Origin of the sequence: Marinomonas transparens, assembly GCF_016463975.1 — a bacterium.
Taxonomy (GTDB): Bacteria; Pseudomonadota; Gammaproteobacteria; order Pseudomonadales; family Marinomonadaceae; genus Marinomonas; species Marinomonas transparens.
The window spans coordinates 1-22,076 of sequence record NZ_JAEMNX010000011.1; the positions used below are offsets into that span (position 1 = coordinate 1).

The window sequence follows — 22,076 nt, forward strand, 5'->3', positions numbered from 1 at the left end:
GTGGGAGATCCCATGTGAGAGTAGGTCGTCGTCAAGCTTTACATTAAGAAGGCCCTGATAGCATGCTGTCAGGGCTTTTTTTCGTTTGGAGCGCTTAGTGGTTAATCCAGTAAGGCATGTCTAAAGAGGAAAGAAAAGAGTCAGCTTTGTTTCCTTGTAAAAGAGAGAGGGTGGCGATTATTCCGGCATTTACACAGTTAGGTGCGGCAACGGTAATGCTTCTTGGGGCACCTTTAACCGGCCAACCGGTACGAGGGTTTAATACGTGAGAATAACGAATACCATCTTTAAGTAGAAAGCGTTTGCTGTCACCAGAAGTGGCAAGGGCACCTGACGATAGTTCAATTATCCTTTCTGCTTTATTATCTACGGAAAGCGATTCAATTCCTACTTTCCAGCTTTCGCCATTAAGTCGAGGCCCGCTGCAAGTAAGGTCTCCGCCGCAATTAATTAAGACGGCAGAGGGGGCATCTTGTAATACTCTAATGCAGATATTAAGCATTCTATCTACCGCGTATTCTTTTCCTATACCACCAAAATCCAGTTCCATACCCTCAGGAATATTTAACTGTTCAGGTGTATCAAGGTTCCAGTCAAGTTTTTCCCAACCAACATGAGTCAAAAGATCGTCGATCTGGCTTTGTTGCGGTAGATTGTCACTGCCATCAAATGACCATACCCTTCTTAGAATACCAGAGGTGATATCAAACAGCCCCTCGGATGCTTGGTATGCATGACTTGCGAAAATCATCAGTTGAGCTGTTTCATGATCAAGTGCTTGCCAGTGATTTGCATGGGAATGAATAGCGGTAAAGGTGTTGTCTTGTCTATAACGGCTGAATTTATGTTCTATACGCCACGCTTCCATTATGGCTTTTTTTGCTGCGCTTTTAACAAGATCAATATGGTCGCATTCAATGAGGATTGAGCAATTGCTTGCCATACAATCAAAGCGTATTTGATAGGAATTAGAGCCTTCTAACCATAAGCTGGGGTTAGGGTGATTACTTATATTGAATTGAGAGGCTATTGCTAGATCTTCAATAAATATCATGCTGTCTCTTTGGATAGAAGTACCCTCTACTGCTTTTGTAGAGGGTATTTTGTAGGAATTAAAATTTATAGCCCATGATTAGCATCATGGAGTCTAAACCAGGATAAAGTTCTTGGGAGGCTAGCTTACCTATACCTTTCTCACCGGAACTTTCTTGGTGATAGAGTGAGAAGCGGGTATAAAATTCGGTATTGTCAGCAAATTCATAGCCGTATCTTAATCCAATTGTATAGGTATCTAAATCTCCCAATCGGTAATCAGCACTAGCCAGACTGGTATTTGTATAATCGCTTGATGTTAAGTATCGGTTATAAAAATCCGCTTTGCTTTGAGTATACCAACGAAGTTGAGGCTCTAGGTATTGGTTATCAAAACGGAATCGATATTTTGCGTCAATAGTATGCGAATTCACGCCCCAATCGTCGAACATAAAACGATAACTTACATCGAGAACATCGCTGTTATCAAATTGGTGTTTGGTTTGCCAATAGATACTTTGCTTCAAACGAGAGTCAGGCCTTTTTTCATAAAGGTAGACATTGTTGCCACCACTTTGAAAATTACCACCAAAATTACTTCCTGCTGTGTCATCAATGACTGAAAGCATTTTATAGGGGTCTGTGAGGTAGCCAGAGCTAGTGCTTAATGCGTAGTTAAACTGCATGATGGTTTTGCTGTTAATTACCTGAGTGACACCAAACACGGCATCGACAAGGTTCTTATTTTCAGAATCTGAACGTTGTGTAAATTCACTGTCAGACCTATCAAGAGGGATTTGATGTAATCCTGTGGGAACACCACCTTCTGGAGTGACAGCATCATTAGATAGGTTTAAGCCTAATGTAAGTGTTGTATTTTTTTGATTGAGATAGCGAGATAGGTTGCCGTTTACGCCAAGGGAGCGGTAATCATGCTCTGCTGATAGGTAACCGCCAACGCCATAAGCCCAATCTCGGTTAATCGGTGCAGACCAGTTACTGGAAAGCGCTATGCGTGTGTCTTTAAATGTGTCATCTAAAGGTTGCTCACCTGCTGTCGCATTGTAAGATGACTTACCGGAAGGGCTAGTGAATGTTTGGACTTGATCACTTGGTGTTGCGCCATTAGGTGAGGCGCCAGTCAAGGTATCAGCCACTATTTTGAAGTTGAGCTTGGTTTCTTCATCATAGTTTTTTGTTGCACTGACAACAGGCTCTACAGCAGACACTCGACTATCACTTTCTGAATAGAGTAAAAAGGCTGAATCCACATCCCAGCTGTCGTCTGCATGCGTTGTTGTTGATAGCCCACTAACTAATGCACAACTTGCTGCTGTTAGTAAACGAGCTAAGTCTTTATTCTTTTTCATTGTTTTAGTTACAGCCACAGCCACCACCTCCGAAACCTTGTCCGCCACTGCTGGCTTCTTTACTAAAGTAAATGTGATCGTTCAAACTGCTTTCTATTGGTTCGTTGATCAGATTCATTTCTTGTTGGGCAAGAATACCTCGCTCCCATGGTTTAACGCCCAAGTCACTGCAACCTGTTAAAGCAATAGTGATGGAAATCAAACCGAATATACCGGAGACGCCTCGCATAATTTATTCTCCTTTCTCTGCTAATAGTTGGGTTATAGCGCTTTCATAATCCGCTAGATTTTCATTATGGAATCCAATATGTGTTGCTCTAATGTTACCTTGGCGGTCTATTAGGTAGCTGGTAGGCATACCAATTACCCCAAAGTCTTCCGGTAAAAGCGCATCGGAATCGAACAGCACCGTGAATCCTGGTTTGTATTCTTTTAAGAAATCGAGAGCTTGTTCTTTTGCTTGATCCAAATTTATGGCGATTATTTTAAGACCTTGGTCTTTATATTTGGCCTGGATATTTGTCATCCAAGGGAATGATTCTCGGCAAGGGCCACACCAGGAAGCCCAAAAATCGACTAATAAAATCTTACCTTTCTGACTTTTTAGTGAAACTTGCTCACCTTGGTAGCTAGGTAATTGAACACTTTGGTGTGGAGCGGCTTTTACGTTACTAGAAGGTGTGAGTTCTGCTGCCCATGTAAAAGAGGAAAAGGCAATACTACAGAACAGTGCAGTGGTGAATGTGAGTGATTTGTTTCCTATCATGACTTTCTCCAAATACGAGGAATGTTTGGAATAATAGAGAGTCATTCTTAAGGAAAAATTAAGGTGAAAAAATAAAGGGCGTAAGATTCGCTTAAGGTTTCTTATCTATAGTAGCTAAACACCAGTAATGTTAAGGGCTATTAAGTGATCACTTCTTTTTTACCTGCTAGGCATATCAAATGGCTTATCGCTACATTGATGACTTTATTCATTGTGACTCATGTATGGGCCGAGAATGTCTTTTTAAAACCATCTGAAGCATTTCAAATACATCTTGATATAAACCAAAGGGAAGTTCAGTGGATCATTGCTGATGGTTACTATTTGTATGAGTCTCGAGTAAAGGTGTCATTGGCGAGTGATAAGAAAGCGTCTGTCCCTTTTGAGTTTTTAACCATATCAGAAGAAAAGAATGATCCAAATTTTGGACTGGTTAATGTTTTTCATAAAAAAATGGTTATTAAGATCGGACAAGTTAGCAGTGTGCCAGATGAGGTGAAGGTAACTTATCAAGGTTGTGCTGAGGCCGGTCTTTGTTACCCACCACAAACTAAGGTTATATCTTTAGGTGGTAAGCAGGCGGTACCTCAAACTAGCGAGCTTGAGCAAATTCCTTCTGAAAATATTCAATCTTCACAGACTTCTGGTGAAGAAGGGCAGTTGGTTAAGCTTTTATTGAATGGTGATCGAGTCTGGGTATTGCTGACATTTTTTCTATTAGGACTCGGGCTTACATTTACCCCCTGTGTTTTACCTATGATTCCTATTCTGGCTGGGATAATAGCGGGACAGTCTGGAAATATCACAGCGAAGAAAGGTTTCTTTTTATCACTTTCTTATGTTCTAGGTATGTCTGTTTCTTATAGTGCTGCTGGTGTTCTGGTTGGAGTATTTGGTGCTCAACTTAATTTACAGGCTTTGTTTCAAACACCTGTGGTATTAATTGCCTTTAGTTTAATTTTTGTGCTGTTGTCCTTGTCTATGTTTGGCTTTTATGAGCTTCAATTACCGATGTCTTTAAGAGATCGTCTTGATCGCTTGAGTCAAAAAAGCATCGGTGGGCCATACATTGGTGTTGGTATCATGGGGGCTATTTCTGCTCTTATCGTCTCCCCTTGTGTATCTGCTCCTCTAGCAGGTGCTTTAATTTACATTAGCACAACTGGAGATGCTGTTCTTGGTGGTAGTGTTTTGTTTGTCATGAGCCTAGGAATGGGCGTTCCATTATTACTGGTTGGTCTAGGTGGCGGTAAGTATTTACCGAAAGCTGGCATGTGGATGATGCAGGTTAAGGCGGCATTTGGGGTTGTCTTGCTTGGTATTGCGATTGTTTTGGTATCTCGGATGGTATCCGATACTGTGAGTGTATATTTGTGGTCAGTGCTTTGTGTGACCTATGCGCTACATCTTTCACCGTTTCAATCAGGCGACAATAGCTGGGGGAAAACGCGCCAAGGTTTTGCATTGATTTTGTTTATTTATGGTGTGTCGATATTGACATCCAGTTTGGCAGGACAGCCAAGTTTAGATAGGCCACTTGGTTATTTAAAACCTACTTCAATGGCTATCTCTGAGACAGTTAGAGCGCCATTGTTTACGAGAACTGAAGATGTTGGCTTTATTGACAATGCGATGCGTCAGGCTTCAATTGATGGCAAGCCTGTGGTTGTCGATATGTATGCTGACTGGTGCACTGCTTGTTTAGAGATGGAAAAAGATATCTTTAGTCGCACTGAGTTGAATTCTTATAGAAATAATGTGATTTTTCTACAACTTGATTTGACGCAAAATACTTCTAAACAGCAGGACTTTTTGAGTAAATATGGCATTTTTGGACCTCCAACTCTGTTATTCTTTTCTAAACATGGCGATTTAACAAAGGTACGTCAAGGTGAAATTGATTTAGCGGAATTTAGACGCACAGTTGACTCTACCTTGGCTGCCCTATGATTGAAGGAATGGGTTTGCGAATATTAGTGGTAGAGGATGATCTTTCTTTGGCGGATGGTTTAGTGACGGCTTTGAAGCGAGAAGGTTACACTGTGGATTTACTTCATGATGGCATTTATGCATTGGAAGCCTTAGCAAATGAAGTGTTTGATTTGGTGATATTAGACCTTGGGTTACCACGACTTGATGGACTTGCTGTATTAAAGCAATTACGGTCAGATAAAAGTGAAGTTCCTGTTTTAATTCTGACAGCAAGAGACGCTTTGGAGGATCGTGTTGCCGGATTAGATTTAGGTGCCGATGATTACCTAGTGAAACCTTTTGATGTGACTGAGCTGAAGGCGAGAGCGCGAGCTTTGTTAAGGCGCAGTTATGGCCGCGCAATCAGTGAAATTCATTACAAAGGGCTGGTGTTGTACCCTGCTAGCCATAAAGTGACCTATCAAGATAAAGATGTAAACCTTACGCGAAGAGAGTATTCACTGCTGCATGAACTAGTTAGTCAGCCTGGTCATGTCTTTACTCGTGATGTACTTCAGCAGCTTATGTATGGCTGGGGAGACGATGTTGAAAGCAATGCTCTAGAAGTACATATCCACCATCTACGTAAAAAGCTCTTTCCCGAATTGGTTCGTACTATAAGAGGTATTGGTTACGTCGTTGATCAAGAAGAAAGTTGAATATATTAGAGCTAAGAGTGACATGTGATTACGCTTTGCTATTTTGAATGTATTTATCATAATGTTTTTCTTTAGAGGTGAAGACAGTCTGGTTTAATATGATGCCTAGTATATTAATATTAATTTGTTCTAGCTGTTCAATCGTTGCTGTTAAATCTTTCTTTTTTGTATAGTCGGCTTTTACTATAAGGAGTGTGGCATCTACTAATTTTGATACTACCTCTGCATCTGAAAAAAGTTGAACAGGAGGCGTTTCAATAATGATTCTGTCATAATGATTTCTTAGGTGCATTAATATTTTTCCCATCATATCTGAAGATAATAATGCATTGGGGTAGTCTAATGCGGTTCCTACACCAAGAATATCGAACCCTTCTTTAGAGTTTCTAATAATGGCGTCAGAAAATTTAGCTTTATTCAAGATGATATCAGATAAGCCAGACTTTTCATTTGAGATATTGAGATCCTTTGTGATTGAATGTCTTCTGAAATCGATATCAATAACTAGCACTTTTTCTAACTCGGAAAGGGCCTTTGCTAAATGTAGAACCGTAGTTGATTTCCCCTCTTTGGGGATTGCTGACGTTATTGAAAGCATTTTTTTATTTTTATCTATCGTTCTAAGTCGTGTTCTTAAGCGATAAATAGACTCCAAGTAGATTTTATCTTGGATGAAGTTGTAGGATTGCCCTATCTTTTTTCTATTTTTCACTTTAGGTAAATTAGTGAGTATTGGAGCTTCTGTTAGGTTGTTTAAGTCATCTTTACTGTGTATTCCTTGATCAATTATTCCTAGAAAAAGGCTAATAAAAATACTAATAAAGAAACCTAAAAAAACTATCATAGTTGAAATTAAGTTCTGCCTTGAGGTTTTTTGAGCATCTTCAACTAGAGAATAATCAAGGACTGTAGCAATCTCTTGTTTTAGATTATTAATACTTTGGGCTTCTTGGAAACGCTTTAAAGTCATGTTGTATAGACTTCGATATGTTTCTATTTCTCGAAGTTTTTTAAGGTAAATATTCTCTGATTGTCTTAATTTTTGCAGCTCTATTTTGTTTTTTGATAATAGTTTTTCTAGTGATTTTATTTTTTTTGTTTCTATTTCAAATATCGAAATGTAAGTGTTTAATAGATTTCTTACTTGTCTTTTTAATATGGATTTTTCATTATATAAATTCTCTTTAGCTATTATATAAGATGGATGTTTAGGGCCATACTTTAGACTGAGCTCGAGTAATTTATTTTCAGCATCAGAGATTGAAGTCTGGGCTTTTTCAATTTGTGGGGTGGATTTTATTAATGGTGACTCTAAAATTATAGTTGGCTCTGTTACCCCTTCTAAATTTTTATAATGAATTTCATCTATTTCTATTTTTTGTTCTAGTTCATTTTTTTTAGAAGATAAAGAGTTTAATTCATCTTCTTTTAATTTCAACATTACTCTTATGTCTGGTGAGTCTTCGTTTCCAGAGAGGGGGATTAATTCATTTTCTGATCTCATTATATCTTTTTTTATAGATGCCAGCTCGCTTGAAAGCCAATTTAGAGTGTTTTTTTGTTGTTCTTTAATTTGTTTTTCTTTGTGTTGCATGTATATTTTCGCAATAGAGTTCACTATTCTTGTTGATAATTCAGGTCGGTAGGATTCAATTTTGATGGTTAAAAATTTTCCAGAATCTGAATATGATACAGAAAGCATTGATTGTAGTTTTTTTGTTATCAATATTTTCTTGGATAGGCTTTCATATTTATTTTTTTTAGTTGCTAAAGATGAAAATAATTCATTTAGATATGTGTTGATTTTTTTAATATAAGGTAAGAGTGGTTCTGGTTCTTTGTTTTTTAGCTTTATATTTAATTGAGACTCATTAAGATTTAAGTCATCAACAACTTCTGATAAGAGTTTTCTAGATTTAATTAGCTCAATTTCTGAACCATAATTATTTGCTTTATTGGAGCCTAGGGGAAGACGGGAAAGGATAGACGACATACCGCCTTTAGAGTCTAAATTTACCTGGATATTTATATTTGACCTATATGTATTTGGAATAGAGTAATAACAATAAATACTAATGAAAATGCTAGTTATTATGATGGCCAAAATCAACCATTTTCTATGCCATATAGTTGAAACTATCTGCAGAATGTTTATTTCATCTGTATCGATATTTTGTGATTTCATTTTAAAAGAAACTTTGATCGATTATCAAAATGTCACCAGGGAAAAGAAAGCTCTCTCCTGTTACTTTATACTTTTTATTACTAGGTTTTTTTATAAACCAATTAGATTTGGATGCTCTATCTGTAAGTCCACCCGCTAGGGCTATTCCCATAGAGACTGTAATGTTTGGTTGATAGGGAAATCCACCTGGTTTCTTTACCTGTCCATTGATATAAAATGGTCTATATTCAACAATAGAGACATGTACTTCAGGGTTAACAAAGTAACCATTTCTCAATCTAGATGAGATGTTCTTTGATACCTCTTTTGTTGATTTATTAAGTGTTTTAACTTCACCAATAAACGGGAAATTTATTATTCCTGATGAGTCGATTTTCGTAGTTAAATCTAAGTTGTTTTCATTATAAACATGGATTTCAATAATATCTCCCGCCTTTAAAATATAGCTTCCTTGAGCATATATGCCCATTGATATTGAGAATAATAAAATACATTTTAAAAGTTTAGTCATAATACCCCCTTAAAATTATAGCTTAGAGAAATGTTGAGCTCTGTTTCTTCTTTAGATGATGTTTTCTTTTTTAAGGCTAATGTTAAATCAAGGTCTTGATAGTTGTTTTTTATATCGAGTGAGATTTCATTTGTTGTTTTTGATATGTTGTTAATGATTTCTTTTGTTTTATTTTTTGCTATTGAAATAATAATATTGTGATAAGAGTTTCTAATGTGCTTCCACTTTAAAGATAGATTGTTAGACTCATTGAGTGTTTGGTTTATCTTGCTTATTGGATTTTGTTTATTTATTGCTTCTAAAGTAAATTCTGTGTAAGTGAGAGGTGACCAATTTAGAAGGCCAAGCCAATAATTCGTGGTGAGGGATTTACTCCCAATCACAAAGAGTTTATTTTCTCTACCGTAAGCAATAGATATATCACTAATAGAAGTCAGTGGCCATGTCACTCCTAGCGATGAAATTTTATTTTCAGAATCTTTCGATCTATCTTTAACATCAAAATATTCTTGCTGTATTATCGTCGACTCAAAGTAAACTGTTTTACTATCCCCCCATTTATAACCTAGATTCGTTATTAGTTTTTTTTGCTCTAGATTGGCATTCAGGGCAAGCTCACGATTCGAGTTATATATTTTTTTATCTAGAGCATAGGCTAATGTAAAAATTAAACTTTCTTGGCTTAAGCGGTCAAAAACATAGCCGCCTGTAATACTCTCATAGCGAAACGAATCGATTTTATTCTCAAAATCTATAGTATCAGACGTTAGTCCTGTGCCACGTTGCTCATCTTCTTGTTTGATTGTTGTAGAAAAAGACAGAGTGTTTGATGAAACGGGAGACCAATAGGAACTTACTCCTAACAAATGACTCTGTGCTAAATCTTTCTTTTTTTCAGGGGAAAATAAACTGTATCCATAGCGCCCCTGAAGACCATAGGTGTCTTTTTTTATACCAGATAAAAAATCAAAACTTGGTTGATGGTAAAAACTTGATGCCTGAGCTTGTGAAGAGTCATATCCTATTTTTAAATTGGCTGCGATGCTTGTGTTTCCTTGTTTATAGCCCAAATCTGTGTTTTCTGCGTGGGCAAGGGAAGGAGCCATGCCTATTTTTGAGAGTAAATAGATTAGAGCTAAGCGTTCAAACTTAAACATCATGGCATGTCTTCCTACTTCTAAATGGAATTATGCATAGAACAAGAAACCCAATCCGATTAATTTTCGCTGCTTTACAGGCATCATTTTATTGCTAACCTTACATCCTGATTTACATTTCTTTTCTAAAGAATACCTATGTAAACAATAAATATGCCTTTTTTTACACTAAAGTGCAATGTTTAATCAGATATATGACTATAAGTACCTGTTTTTTCAATATTCTTTCGTTGCTAATGTATGATGAAGCGTTGTGAACTTTTAAGAAGGGCTAGGTTATGTGGTCGATCAGTACATGGATTAGAATTCAAATGCTTAGCTCTATTCGAAGAAGAACGTTATTTTTTGTCATGCTGCTTTTCACCATAACAAGCTTAATGATTATGATAATGGGGTTGCTATTTGCTAACCATGAGGTGGAAGAGTTATTTGATGCTCGTTTGGCACAACAGGCCAGATTACTGCTTGTGCTGTCTGAGAATATTGAAAGTCTAGATGCGAATATTAAGCAGGCATCCACTTTGATTATTAATGAGGCAAATACTAATACGTCTGTTGGGCATAGGTATGAAAGTAAAATTTTTTATCAAATATGGAAAGAGGCGGAGCTTAAGGTAGCCTCGGATGACATAGTTTTATCTCAGCAAACCGAGGATCTTGATGGTTTTGGTGATGCGGTTGCTGACCATTATAAATGGAGGACTTTCACCCTAAATCAGAAAGTCAACAATGTAAAAGTTATTGTCGCCGAGCGTTCTGATGTAAGAGGAGAAATTTCTGCTCAGATTGTCTTTCAAACCCTTCTACCTGAGATATTAGCTTGGCCAGTTTTAGCCATTTTAGTTTGGTTTGCTATTGGGTTTGGTCTGGAGCCTCTTCAGCAGTTGGCACAGCGTATAAAGAAAATTACTCCAACGAAATTGGAACCTATTGAAATGTCGTATGTTCCAGAGGAATTAGCCCCAGTTAAAACGGCTCTTAATGGGCTTTTAGTTGAAATTGATGTGTTGATGGAGAGGGAAAAGCGTTGGATAGCGGATGCTGCCCATGAGTTAAGAACCCCTTTAAGCATTTTAAGAGTTCACGCTCAAAATGCGGAGACGGCGGGCAATGACATTGAACGTAACCAATCCTTAACACAACTGACGGTCGGCGTTGACCGTTCGACTCGAATAGTTTCCCAACTACTTGCTTTAGCACGCCTCGAACACCAGAAAAACCTATTAAGTAAAAAGGTAGATGTATTAGCCATTACCCGCTCTATGATTGCCGATATATTGCCATTAGCTTGGCAGCGAAATATTGAAATTGTTATGGATGTTGATGATAGTTTGTCTTGGTATTATCTTTTTGAACCTAGTCATATTGAGATCTTGTTGCAAAATTTAATAAGCAACAGCATAAAGTTCTCACCTGATAGAAGTGTCATTAACGTCGTTTGGGAGCAATCCCTTGAGGCAATCGAGCTTAAAGTCGTTGATAACGGCAAAGGTGTGACGGAAGAAGAAAGGCAGAGATTAAGTGAGCGTTTTTTTCGCTCTGGAGAAGTTGAAGGGGCAGGTCTTGGGCTTTCTATCGTTAAGAATATTGTAGAGAAATACCACGGAAATATTTTTTATGAAGACTCGGTCATACAGGGGCTAACGGTACGAATAAGTTTCCCTATATTGACCTGAAGATCTAATAATATTCAGTTAGGTGATAAAACTTGGCTGTATACGCGAATGCTGGTATCGGCAAGCTTAAGCAAGAATTTTAAAATTTTGTTTAGCATTTTAAGTTTTATATTTTAAAAATGTATACAAAAATACCCTTTCTCAAATATAGTGTTAGCTACTATTACTTAGAAAGGGAGCAGAAATTGTGCGTCAGGTTTTCAATGATTTTAGTTTGAGTGCCCTAGTGGCAGGTTTTGTGGCAGTTCTTGTCGGCTTTGCAAGTTCTGTCTCTATTGTTTTTCAAGCAGCTCAAGCGGCTGGAGCCGATTCCCATATTATTGTTTCTTGGATCATGGCTCTTGGTTTAGGTATGGGCTTAACCTGTTTTTTCCTTTCTTTATGGTATCGATCGCCAGTAATTACCGCCTGGTCCACACCTGGCGCTGCGTTATTAGTCACCAGTCTAGGAGGTGTTAGTTACCCCGAGGCTATTGGCGTGTTTGTTTTTGCCGCCATTTTGATTTTATTAACTGGGGTTTCTGGGTTATTTGATAAGTTAATGCGTTGGGTTCCATTGCCAATTGCTTGTGCCATGCTAGCAGGGGTGCTGTTTAAATTTGGGTTGTCTGTTTTTGATTCAATGGAAAGCGATACCTTTCTTGTGAGTACTATGTTGGTGACCTACCTTGTTAGTAAAAGTTTTGTACCCCGGTATGCTATTTTATTTGTCTTAATGGCAGGTGTTGTTTTTGTTATCGCACGATCTGATAGTAGCATGATGTCATCTATACCTCTGACTATAGGGGAACTGGTCTGGGTTGGGCCTGAATGGAATCTAGGTGCTTTAATCGGCGTCGGTTTACCTCTTTATATTGTTACCATGACTTCCCAAAATATTCCTGGTGTTGCAGTAATGCGTAGCAGTGGTTTTCAAACTCCTGTATCTCCTGTGATTAGCTGGACTGGATTCACCTCCTTGGTGCTTGCCCCGTTTGGTGGTTTTGCATTCAACTTGGCGGCAATCACCGCGGCGATCTGTGCTGGTGAGGAATGTCATAAAGACCCAAAGCGTCGTTATATTTCAGGACTTTCAGCGGGAATATTTTATCTAATAGCAGGATTGGCGGGGAGTTCAGTTGTCGCCTTATTTTCTATTTTCCCTCATACCATGATTGCTGCGCTGGCTGGCATTGCTTTACTAGGTACAATTGGGGCGAATTTGAAAAATGCTATGTCGGACGATACGAACCGAGAAGCGGCATTAGTGGCTTTTTTAGTGACCGTGTCAGGCGTGTCCTTTTTTGGCATTGCGTCCGCCTTTTGGGGGATTTTGTTTGGGGTGATTTGCTTATTAATTTCTAACGTTAGCTTTAAAGCTAGTTAAGGGCTTTTAGTTAATGAATATTTGCCAAAAAATTAAAACGGATATTATTAAAAATCAACTTCCGAGAGGAAAGCCACTGAGACAAGTTACGTTATCATCGCGCTATGGCGTGAGTCGCATACCAATTCGCGATGCTTTATTATCGCTAAAGGCAGAAGGTTGGCTGGTTCCCCATGGGAAAGCAGGGGTAATGATTCCTGCTTTAGACTGGAAAGAAGCAGAAGATTTATATCTTATGCGATCTTATTTAGAGGGGCTTATTTTCAATATGGCATTTGAGCACATTTGTCCTGAAGATCTTCTTAAGGCCAGAGGCTTTCTAATGGAATTAGATAAAGAGGGAGTTGGCTTATTGGAGCGAGGTAAGCTCAATTGGTCTTTCCATAAAGCGCTTTATCAAGCCGCAAACCGACCCACTTTATTGCAAGTAATCGCAGGCTTAAATGAACAGGTGGTTCGTTACATGGGGTTTCAATATGGTCCGTTAGATTACCGGCATAGAAGTGAGTATCAGCATGAGATTCTGCTTAATCATATTGAAAATAAGGATAAAATATCTGCGGAATGTCTCTTAAAGTTACATATAGAAGAGGCTGGTGTTTTGTTGGTGGATTACTTGAAATCATCAGAGGCTAGGTGATTTTGCATCGATCCCCAGAGAGATATGGGTGAAAATTCGAGCCCTATCGAAGATAAGGGTTATTGGGGTAAATAGATACAAAGGCTCGCTCCACCTAAATTGACTGAACTCTCTTTTTTAATAAAGCCTTTTGTCTCACGTGCTATGTGGGCATTAGCAGATAGCTCTGCGAAATATAAGCCTAAGCCTGTATTAGAGTCGAGCAAGTTATCTTCTGATTCTTCGGCCGGATTAAAGCCATTACCATCATCTTCTACTGCTATGACGAGAAAGTTTTCGTCCATTTTGGCGGTGATGACAATTTTAGACTTTGCAAAGCGTAGGGCGTTATAAACGGCAGTACTAACAACCGCAGTCATCAGTCTTTCGTCAAAGATGCCTGTAAGACTTGCATCACATTGATAGTCTAATTTGAGATTTTTGGCCGTTGCTGAAGGTTGAAGTGCAAACACTTGATCATCTAAAAACTCTTCCATTAGAAAAGTATCAACATGAAGCTCATACCCATCTGAAGCCAATCGGTAAAGGTATAGGTATTCAACCCATTCATCGTTAAGCTTTTTAAGCGACTCTTCAATCAAAGTGATTTTAGTTTGATTGCCATCTTTGTTTTCTAGGGAGTCCTTCAACCCCTGTAATTGATAAAGTAATGTCCCAACCTGATTTTTACTTTCATGTATGGCACTGGCTAGGATGGTACTAATATCCATTTTTTTCATCATTAGCCTCCAAAAGCGGCGGTGTATTTTTGAGTCTGTTGTTTAGTAGGGGGAGAAGCAACATTTGTTTTTACTTCATTCAGCCAAAGCTCAAACATTTGTTTAGCTGTAGTAAGGTCTTTATTTGCTAGATAAATGTCAATTTCGTAGCTGTAAGATTTTGCTGCGACGCGAGGGTCATCTATAAAGGATTGATGTATTTTCTTTAATGTATTATTAAAATTGTCTAGCTGTCGTTCGGCTAGGGGGCCATCATCTGCAATGCGCACTAAAGATTCTAGGTGACCTAAGTAGACGTCTGCCGTGTTATAGCAAGAGTGTTTAGCGAGAAAGACAGCCCTACGGTAGGCCATTTCGGCGGTAGTGTAGTCTTTAATCGATAAACTAAGATGGCCCAGTTCAATTTGTCTGAGGACATTTTTGGGAGAACGGCCAATAGCATCAATTAAGATAGCCTGTGCTTCCTCCGGGTGTCCTTGAGCGACTTTAGTTTTTGCTAACCAGTCATAAGCGCTAACAAAAAAACGATTGTCCAACATTAATTGGCGCAGGTTTTTTTCAGCTTTATCTAGTTCGCCTAAGTGGAAGTAAGACTTTGCTTGACCAAATAAGGCCCAAGGCATCTTTCTGCTTTTTAATGTTTTATTGAATAGCTTAAGGGCTTCTGGATACTGCTTGAGTTCTAGCAGGCTTTTTCCAATAACTCTTTCACATCGGCCTTCAAGGGAAGGGTGCTTTTTCATAACCGCTTTAGCGGCTTTAATGGTCTCTTGAAACTCACCGGCATCTAAAGCGAGATTGACATTAAGGAGCCTTTCCTTGGTTTTAAGTAACTTGGTCAGTCGTCGCTGAAGTTCCGCTTGGGAGAAGGGCTTTGTAATGTAGCCATCTGGCTGAAAATCGATGGCTCCCATGATCATTTCTATGGATGTTTCGGCAGTAACCATAAGATATGTCACAGTATTTGGAATAAGTTTTGTGTGCCTTGCTTCTTCTAAAAGCAGTTGCCCATCTTTCCCCTTGCCAAGGTTATAATCGGCCAAGATGATATCAAATTGTTGATTTTTTAATAGTTCAATGGCAGTTTCTGCTTTCATGGCAATGTCGACTGACTTAAATCCAAAGTCATTTAACATCTTCTTCTGCATGATTCGCGCTTCTGCCATATCCTCTATGAGTAAGGCTTTTTTATTTGAGAAGTCTTGATGTCCCATAAAGAATGCATATCCTGTTTACAAATTATAAGAATGACTTATTTGGGTTCACGACCAGTTCTTCTGAAAAAACTTCGTCTTCTTCGGATGTTTGCTGTGGAATAGCATAAGATTCACTGGCCCACTCTCCAAGATCAATTAGTTTGCATTGTGAACTGCAAAATGGACGGTCTATATTTTCATTAGACCAAGGTGTTTTCTTTTGGCAAGTTGGACAGCTAACTAGGGTCAAGGGATTGCTTTTCGACATTGTAATAACTCTAAGATTTTCTTGTGTAATTCTAGGACTTTAGCACTCAAATCTACAGTATTACCAGTGTTTTCCAATACTAGGTCGGCACGACTCTTGCGTTTTTCATTAGGTAGTTGAGTTGCCATTATTTTTGTTACTTTATCAAGGGTGGAATTATCTCTATTGATCACCCGTTCAAGTTGTAGCTCAGTTGGAACATCAATAGCGACAATGAGCTCACACATTTCATTTTGGTGTGTTTCAAATAGTAAGGGGTGAACTAGCAGAACATAGCTGGAAGAGACAGAACTAAGTTGACGTCTGATTTCTTCACGGATTACAGGATGTGTAAGTTCTTCTAACCAGACTCTTTCTTCTGCTCGGTCAAAGATGATATCCCGAAGTGTCTTGCGGTTTAAGGTGCCGTCTTCTAACAGTATTCGATCGCCATAGCGTTGCTGAATTTTTTTTAAACAGTGGGAGCCTGATTGGACAACAATTCTAGCTACATCATCAGCATCCACACTCTGAATTCCTAATGTATTAAAAAGTTGAGCGACAGTGCTTTTACCTGAGCCGATACCACCAGTCAGTCCAACAATAGGGGGGTTATGTGTCATAGTTTTGAATAATAAAATAAAATAATTGCTGAAAAAATTAAAAATGGTCCAAAAGCCAGTTGTGTCGGAGCTTTTCGTGTTATCACAACAGTGTATAAGATTCCGCCTAAGCTTGCACAAAGTAATAGCGGCGCTAAATTCATGATGCCCAACCAAGCCCCTAGCGCCGCAACAAGCTTTACGTCACCCAAGCCCAGTCCTTCTTTATGTCTTAATGTTAAATAGGCCCACCTCAGAAGATATAAACTGGAATAGCCTACTAGCATAGCTAAAACACTATTATTTAATGTATTTGATTGCAGGTGGCTAAGTAGGGCGCAACCTAATGCAATCACATTGCACTCATCTGGTATCAATCTATGTTCGAAGTCAATTGACGCCGAAGTAATAAGGGCACTGATAAGAATCGTCATGAGTGCTAATTGATACACGTCTTGATAGAAGAATAATAAAGGCAGACAACAGATAAAATGAAGAGATTCGATAATGGGGTATCGATAAGATATCATTTTTTTGCAATATCGGCATTTACCTTTCAGCAAGAGAAAGCTAAGTAACGGGAAGAGATCTTTCCAATTTAATGTATGTTGGCAGTGAGGACAATGAGACCTTTTGCTTGCTGCTTCATTTGGAAAGGGAGCTGTAAAGGTTTGCTCTAGTAATTGGTGTGCTTCTTTATTCCATTCATGCCGTTGTTTTATTGGCCACCTTATCGAAAAGGCCGCTGAATAACTGCCTAAGCTTAAAATAACCAAGGCATACAAAAAACATTCTACTAAAGTAACGCTCATTTATAGTGTCTCTATGAGTGGTGCGTATAAGGATAATAGTGTTGAAGCAACAAAAGCGCCTGCAATAAAAAGGCAGAGAGCAGGAATTGATTTTTCTAAAAAAGTGACATTCTTCTGCCAACGTCTTTCGTGTTCTTTTGCTGCTAAATGTAGAGCCCGCTCAATATCACCATCTTTTTCTGCTGAATGTAAAGCAATTGCTGATTCATTAGGAAACCATTGCTGTGGAAAACAGTCACCATAATTGTGGCCAAGACGAAGGGAATAATACACTTTTAAAATCTCGTGTTGCATTGTTTTGTGCTGAAAATATTCCGGCATAGATTTCAAAGCTTGTTGTAGCGGGTAACCTGTTTTTCTCGTTGTCGCTAGCAGTGAAAAAAATTTGGTTAGACGGAAGCTATGACTATATGTTTCTAACCAATTGCAGGCATTACCTTTATATAGACTGGTGATGATCAAAATCTGGATTAAGCTACAAAATAGATAGATACCGATATCATGGATAAGCCTAAAAGATAAAGTAAGGCTCTGACTAGATAAAAAAGCGGTATTTAATACACTCATTAAGAGGGCGATTTGAATGATACAGCATGGATAAACCATGGCTTTTAGAAGGCGTCTAGACCAGGCCAACAGAGTGTTTAATTGTGTAATAGATAGCTTTAGGCTTTCTTCACAGTCTTCCCGAGAACCTTGAGAATTTAATAGTTGGCAGTAAGGGGCTGTGTGGCGGTCCGCAAGCTTTGTCAAAACAGTGTTTAAGATAGCGCCATTTTCTAATTCACTTAATATGGTCTTACAGATATTCGCTAAGTCAGTATGGGTTGAGGATTGGGCCAAATGAACTAAGGCTTCATTAAGTTGTAGGCCTGAATGTAAGGCATTCTGTACTTCTTCATAAAAGGTCAATAGCGTTTTGTAATTTAGTTTTTTAGGGTGCCATCTCGTTATGCTGACATTCCATTGCCCTTTTTTGATGCAATTGAAAAGGATTTCTTTTTCAGCGTGACTAAAACGATATTCAATTTCTCCATCGTCATATTTTATTTTATACCATGGCATTTTGGGGGTCTTCCGCTTTATAGCTAAAAGCCTGCCATAATCCTGATAAAGAAATCAGGGACTCATAATCTCTTGGAAGGTTATTTTCCCATCTTGGTAGTAAGCCATTAAAAATAGGTTTTTGTGAGTTTGTTTTGTAAGACATGGATTGATGAATGATCAATTTTAATGAGCTGACCAGTGAAAAGAAATCGACTTGCCAGCCATGACATCTATGAATCGCATCTAAGGCTGAATTCGTGTGTAATGTGGCTAATACGAGATGGCCTGTTAAGGCGGCATTTACTGCAAGGTTTGCGGTAACTGCATCACGTACTTCTCCAACCATAATGATATCTGGGTCTTGTCTTAGGAACGATTTGAGTAGGGCGGCGGAATCTAAACCAATTGCTTTGTTTGGCTCACATTGAAAGAGGCCAGAAATTTCGTATTCTACAGGGTCCTCTATTGTGAAAATTGTTTTGTTTCCTGTGTTTAATACATCCAGGCATGAGTACAGGCTAGTGCTTTTACCTGCGCCTGTTGCTCCACAGACCAAAATCAAACCACTTGGAGACTTTAAGGTCGATTTTAATGTTTGCAGTAAAGGTTTTTGTATGCCTATTTCGTCTAGTGGTAAGCGGCTTTTTTCCGGCAGTAACCTGAGTGCGGTTTTTTCACCTTTAACCGTTGCTATGATGCTGACTCTGATAAAAGTACTACGGCTTTTTTCTGTAAACAAAAACTGCCCTTCTTGAGTTCTTCTCGTTTCAGATAAATCTAGATTGGAGCGAATTTTAATACGATTTATGAGGTTACTATCACTGGGCAGTGTCGCGACCGTGTGTAACTTCCCATAACTGCGCTGATAGATTTTTACACTGGAATGGGTGTGTTCAATATGCACATCCGTGGCATTGTTATTAATGGCGTTTGAAATGATTTCTTCTAGAGTCATTCTTCTTCTCCTTCTAAGCTGTCACATTGCTGAGGAAGAACGTTTTGATTTATATCTGAAGTGCAGTGCCAAGTTTTATTTGAGTCGCGAATATAGGTGATATTTTGATTTTCTTTTATTCCGGTGCTCTTTTTAAGAGCAATAATGAGGTGACCCGTATCATCATTTTGCTGGCTAACAGAAATTGACTTGACGATTGTATCGTCATTGAGCGTTGTTTTGATTTGATCGAATTCAGTTGTGGTAGGAAATAGGCCTTCTAAGAGAATATATTCTTCTACCAAGGATTGGTGTTGTGTGGCTAGATTTTGTGCTTCAACCAATTTCGCTTTGGTGATTTGTCGAGTAAAAGTAGGAGCAGAGACACTGGCCAGTATGGAGATGATAGCGATAACTACCATGAGTTCTAATAGGGTGAATCCATGTGCAAAAGGTTTGTGAGACATCTTTCTTCACTCCTTTGAATATTCTATTTTAGCATCCTGCTAAAACATGGTTTTTAGTTTGTCGTTACTAAATTGACTAGACTAAACAATGTCGTCTAAAAAATGTCCCGTATGGGCATCGTTATCTTGATAGTCTTCTAGCTCACCTTGATGCTTTTCTTCAATACTTTGAATACTCTCTAACTCCTCTCGGGAGTTTGATGCTTGCACCTCTACCGTTTCGGCTTTCTGAATATCATTTTTAGATAAAGGCTGTGCTTTCATTTCTTCAGATTGAGGCTTGCTATGTTGGGATAATGCTTGTCCCTCTTCGGATATGGTGACAACAAAGTCACTAGACGCTTTTGCATTGCGGGCATTAAGAGCGGCGATATTTTTGTCTTCATCGGAACGTAGGTCGAACGGGGTGTACCCTGTGGAATTAGCATTCGGCAGGGTATGGTTAGTTATTGCAATGGTGTGAGGAAGACTACCAGACATTAACGCCACCACTTGATTACAAATAGACAAATAGGGATTCAATTAACAAGTATTCTTACTAGAGCTTAATGCGGAATGAGAGAGATGTCCAATACCATCGATTTATATGGATGGTATTGGACACAGGGTGAGTAGCTAAGCGTTTTCTAGTTGGCTTGCTTGAATTGCGGTTATAGCAATGGTGTAAACAATATCGTCGACCAGAGCACCACGGGATAAGTCATTAACGGGTTTACGGATCCCTTGTAGCATAGGGCCAATGCTGACCACCTCAGCACTTCGTTGTACCGCTTTATAGGTCGTATTGCCGGTGTTTAGGTCGGGGAAAATAAACACAGTTGCTTTGCCGGCGACCTTACTATCAGGTGCTTTTTGTTTAGCCACTTTTTCCATAATAGCGGCATCGTATTGCAATGGTCCGTCGATGAGTAGGTCTGGACGACGGTTTTGAGCAATGATTGTGGCTTCTCTTACTTTATCTACGTCATTACCACTACCAGAACCACCAGTACTGTAGCTAATCATGGCGACTTTAGGTGCTATGCCAAAGGCAGTGGCTGAATCGGCACTCTGTATGGCAATTTCTGCGAGTTGTTCCGCGGTAGGGTCGGGGTTGATAGCACAATCACCATATACGAGAACCTGATCTGGGAGGCACATAAAGAAAACCGATGAGACCAAACTTGCTGATGGCGAAGTTTTAATCAGCTGAAGAGCAGGGCGAATTGTGTTTGCTGTGGTATGAATGGCGCCAGATACCAAGCCATCCATGTCACCCATTTGTAGCATCATGGTGCCAAGCACCACATTGTCCTCAAGCTGCTCGCGAGCCACAATATCAGTTAAACCGCGTTTCTTTCTTAGCTGAACCATAGGGGCAACATAGTTTTCACGAATGCTTTCTGGGTCGACAATTTCAACGCTCGCATCGAGTTCAATACCGTTATTTTGGGCTATGCGAACAATCTCCGCTTTATTGCCTAATAAGGTACATCGAGCGATACCTCTTTCAGCGCAAACAGAGGCTGCTTGGATGGTGCGGATCTCTTCTCCTTCAGGAAGAATAATTCGTTTATTAAGTGCCCGTGCTTGCTCGATGAGACGAAACCGAAAGGCTGGAGGAGAAAGCTTTCTTTCTTCTTGGTTGAGAGCAAATGAGTTTATCCAGTCATGATCGATACAGCGGGCTATATGTTCCTTAACATTTAACACGCGCTCTTTATCATCGAGTGGAATTTCTTGATTGAATGACTGCATGGTGATGGCAGTGTCCCAGCTGTTAGTATCTACAGAAAGGACAGGTAGCCCTTTGGCCATCGCTTTACCACATAAAATCATCAGAGCTTCACTGGGTTGATAACCACTCGTGAGAACAAGGGCGGCAATTTTAGTGTCGTTTAACGCGGCGATGGCTGTCGCCATAATGATGTCGGTGCGATCACCTGGAGTGAATACCAAAACGCCAGGTCTCAATGCCTCTAACATGTTTTCTACACCGCGAGCACATAGAGTATAAGATTGCACTCGGCGGGATTCTATTTCTCCAGCATTAATGACTTTGGCTTCTAGAAAGTCTGCAACGTCTTTAACTCGTGGGAAGGTAAGTTCATCAGAAACAGGGATTTGTCCTAATAGACTGAAATTGCGTTTGAAAATACCCCGTTGTGCAAATAGGTCACCATAGGACTTTGCGCCTAGGGAGCCAAGAGGAGTTTTATTTAAAATGCAACCAATGACATCTGCCGCTTTTATTCCGCCATAGGAGCCTGCAGCTATTTCCACATGATGCTCAAGTTCATTGACGCGCATATCACCGGGGGCCGTCACTAAAACAAGCCCAGCATCAAGAGTTCTGGCGATGGCCTTATTGAGCCGAGTTGCATAAGGGTGACCTGGGATTTGTGCTAGACCCTCAACAATAACAGTAGAATCGGGCTCTACACTGGCTTGAAAGCGCCCGACAACTTCTTCCATTAACTCATCAATATTATCGTTGTATAAATATCTTTCTGCGTCCTGTAACGATATCGGTTCTGCAGGCGTTAATAACGAGCCTTGTGATACCATGGCGGTTGATTTATCAGGGCCCGTATCGCCGGGGCGAGGTTGGGCAATGGGCTTGAAAAAACTGGCTTTTAAGCCTTGCTGTTCGAGTGCACGAACAAGACCAACTGATACAGATGTCAAGCCGACGCCGGGGCCTGTTGGTACTGTCATAAGTACATTTATTGACATAGCT

22 protein-coding genes are annotated in these 22,076 nt (G+C 39.3%); 5 read left to right on the forward strand and 17 right to left on the reverse strand.

Annotated elements, in window-relative coordinates; genetic code table 11:
- Window positions 1-94: 94 nt before the first annotated feature.
- The 4 genes from I8J31_RS10525 to I8J31_RS10540 are packed head-to-tail and all read right to left on the reverse strand — an operon-like array spanning window position 95 to window position 3,168.
- The gene (locus I8J31_RS10525; RefSeq protein WP_199468520.1) at window positions 95-1,054 is read right to left on the reverse strand and encodes an FAD:protein FMN transferase; all 960 of its coding nucleotides are present in this window, start codon (window positions 1,052-1,054) and stop codon (window positions 95-97) included.
- Between the two features lie 58 nt (window positions 1,055-1,112).
- Window positions 1,113-2,420: a DUF3570 domain-containing protein gene (locus I8J31_RS10530; protein ID WP_199468522.1), complete on the reverse strand. Its 1,308-nt coding sequence runs from the start codon at window positions 2,418-2,420 to the stop codon at window positions 1,113-1,115.
- Complete coding sequence (locus I8J31_RS10535) at window positions 2,407-2,631, reverse strand: DUF4266 domain-containing protein (RefSeq protein WP_199468523.1); 225 nt, start codon at window positions 2,629-2,631, stop codon at window positions 2,407-2,409. The genes I8J31_RS10530 and I8J31_RS10535 overlap by 14 nt, the downstream gene beginning before the upstream one ends.
- A 3-nt stretch (window positions 2,632-2,634) precedes the next feature.
- A complete protein-coding gene (locus I8J31_RS10540) occupies window positions 2,635-3,168 on the reverse strand; it encodes a TlpA disulfide reductase family protein (protein ID WP_199468525.1) in 534 nt (177 codons plus the stop codon).
- Between the two features lie 144 nt (window positions 3,169-3,312).
- Here I8J31_RS10540 and dsbD point away from each other — a divergent pair, with 144 nt between their 5' ends.
- Window positions 3,313-5,118, forward strand: a complete 1,806-nt coding sequence (gene dsbD, locus I8J31_RS10545; RefSeq protein ID WP_325101196.1) for a protein-disulfide reductase DsbD — start codon at window positions 3,313-3,315, stop codon at window positions 5,116-5,118.
- 14 nt (window positions 5,119-5,132) lie between these two features.
- A complete protein-coding gene (locus I8J31_RS10550; protein ID WP_199468671.1) occupies window positions 5,133-5,798 on the forward strand; it encodes a response regulator in 666 nt (221 codons plus the stop codon).
- A 28-nt stretch (window positions 5,799-5,826) separates the two neighbouring features.
- Here the strand turns inward: I8J31_RS10550 and I8J31_RS10555 are convergent, their stop codons facing one another.
- From I8J31_RS10555 to I8J31_RS10565, 3 genes are read right to left on the reverse strand one after another with little or no spacing between them, the layout of a single operon-like run.
- A complete protein-coding gene (locus I8J31_RS10555) occupies window positions 5,827-7,983 on the reverse strand; it encodes a GumC family protein (RefSeq protein WP_199468526.1) in 2,157 nt (718 codons plus the stop codon).
- Between the two features lies 1 nt (window position 7,984).
- Window positions 7,985-8,494, reverse strand: a complete 510-nt coding sequence (locus I8J31_RS10560) for a polysaccharide biosynthesis/export family protein (protein ID WP_199468527.1) — start codon at window positions 8,492-8,494, stop codon at window positions 7,985-7,987.
- On the reverse strand, window positions 8,491-9,654 hold the full coding sequence (locus I8J31_RS10565) for a hypothetical protein (RefSeq protein ID WP_199468528.1): 1,164 nt from the start codon (window positions 9,652-9,654) through the stop codon (window positions 8,491-8,493). The genes I8J31_RS10560 and I8J31_RS10565 overlap by 4 nt, the downstream gene beginning before the upstream one ends.
- A 275-nt stretch (window positions 9,655-9,929) precedes the next feature.
- On the opposite strand from I8J31_RS10565, the gene I8J31_RS10570 reads away from it, so the two are divergent.
- From I8J31_RS10570 to I8J31_RS10580, 3 genes are all read left to right on the forward strand, one after another.
- Window positions 9,930-11,327, forward strand: a complete 1,398-nt coding sequence (locus I8J31_RS10570) for an ATP-binding protein (RefSeq protein WP_199468529.1) — start codon at window positions 9,930-9,932, stop codon at window positions 11,325-11,327.
- Window positions 11,328-11,514: 187 nt separating this feature from the next.
- Complete coding sequence (locus tag I8J31_RS10575; protein ID WP_199468530.1) at window positions 11,515-12,693, forward strand: benzoate/H(+) symporter BenE family transporter; 1,179 nt, start codon at window positions 11,515-11,517, stop codon at window positions 12,691-12,693.
- A gap of 13 nt (window positions 12,694-12,706) precedes the next feature.
- Complete coding sequence (locus tag I8J31_RS10580; RefSeq protein ID WP_199468531.1) at window positions 12,707-13,333, forward strand: GntR family transcriptional regulator; 627 nt, start codon at window positions 12,707-12,709, stop codon at window positions 13,331-13,333.
- 59 nt (window positions 13,334-13,392) lie between these two features.
- On the opposite strand, the gene I8J31_RS10585 is transcribed toward I8J31_RS10580, so the two are convergent.
- From I8J31_RS10585 to pta, 10 genes are all read right to left on the reverse strand, one after another.
- On the reverse strand, window positions 13,393-14,055 hold the full coding sequence (locus I8J31_RS10585) for a sensor histidine kinase (protein WP_233402709.1): 663 nt from the start codon (window positions 14,053-14,055) through the stop codon (window positions 13,393-13,395).
- Window positions 14,055-15,266, reverse strand: coding sequence for a response regulator (locus tag I8J31_RS10590; RefSeq protein ID WP_199468532.1), 1,212 nt, complete (start codon window positions 15,264-15,266; stop codon window positions 14,055-14,057). Before I8J31_RS10590 ends, I8J31_RS10585 begins: the two co-directional genes overlap by 1 nt.
- A gap of 25 nt (window positions 15,267-15,291) precedes the next feature.
- Window positions 15,292-15,516 (reverse strand): DNA gyrase inhibitor YacG, encoded by a 225-nt coding sequence (locus tag I8J31_RS10595; protein WP_199468533.1) that lies wholly within the window; start codon window positions 15,514-15,516, stop codon window positions 15,292-15,294.
- Window positions 15,495-16,118, reverse strand: coding sequence for a dephospho-CoA kinase (gene coaE / locus I8J31_RS10600; RefSeq protein WP_199468534.1), 624 nt, complete (start codon window positions 16,116-16,118; stop codon window positions 15,495-15,497). Before coaE ends, I8J31_RS10595 begins: the two co-directional genes overlap by 22 nt.
- Window positions 16,115-16,909 (reverse strand): prepilin peptidase, encoded by a 795-nt coding sequence (locus tag I8J31_RS10605; RefSeq protein ID WP_199468535.1) that lies wholly within the window; start codon window positions 16,907-16,909, stop codon window positions 16,115-16,117. The genes coaE and I8J31_RS10605 overlap by 4 nt, the downstream gene beginning before the upstream one ends.
- The gene (locus I8J31_RS10610; protein ID WP_199468536.1) at window positions 16,910-17,974 is read right to left on the reverse strand and encodes a type II secretion system F family protein; all 1,065 of its coding nucleotides are present in this window, start codon (window positions 17,972-17,974) and stop codon (window positions 16,910-16,912) included.
- Window positions 17,961-18,911 (reverse strand): GspE/PulE family protein, encoded by a 951-nt coding sequence (locus tag I8J31_RS10615; protein WP_199468537.1) that lies wholly within the window; start codon window positions 18,909-18,911, stop codon window positions 17,961-17,963. The genes I8J31_RS10610 and I8J31_RS10615 overlap by 14 nt, the downstream gene beginning before the upstream one ends.
- Complete coding sequence (locus tag I8J31_RS10620; protein WP_199468538.1) at window positions 18,908-19,357, reverse strand: pilin; 450 nt, start codon at window positions 19,355-19,357, stop codon at window positions 18,908-18,910. Before I8J31_RS10620 ends, I8J31_RS10615 begins: the two co-directional genes overlap by 4 nt.
- Before the next feature lie 81 nt (window positions 19,358-19,438).
- Window positions 19,439-19,879, reverse strand: coding sequence for a hypothetical protein (locus tag I8J31_RS10625; protein WP_233402710.1), 441 nt, complete (start codon window positions 19,877-19,879; stop codon window positions 19,439-19,441).
- 93 nt (window positions 19,880-19,972) lie between these two features.
- Window positions 19,973-22,072, reverse strand: coding sequence for a phosphate acetyltransferase (gene pta, locus I8J31_RS10630; protein WP_199468539.1), 2,100 nt, complete (start codon window positions 22,070-22,072; stop codon window positions 19,973-19,975).
- Window positions 22,073-22,076 lie beyond the last annotated feature (4 nt).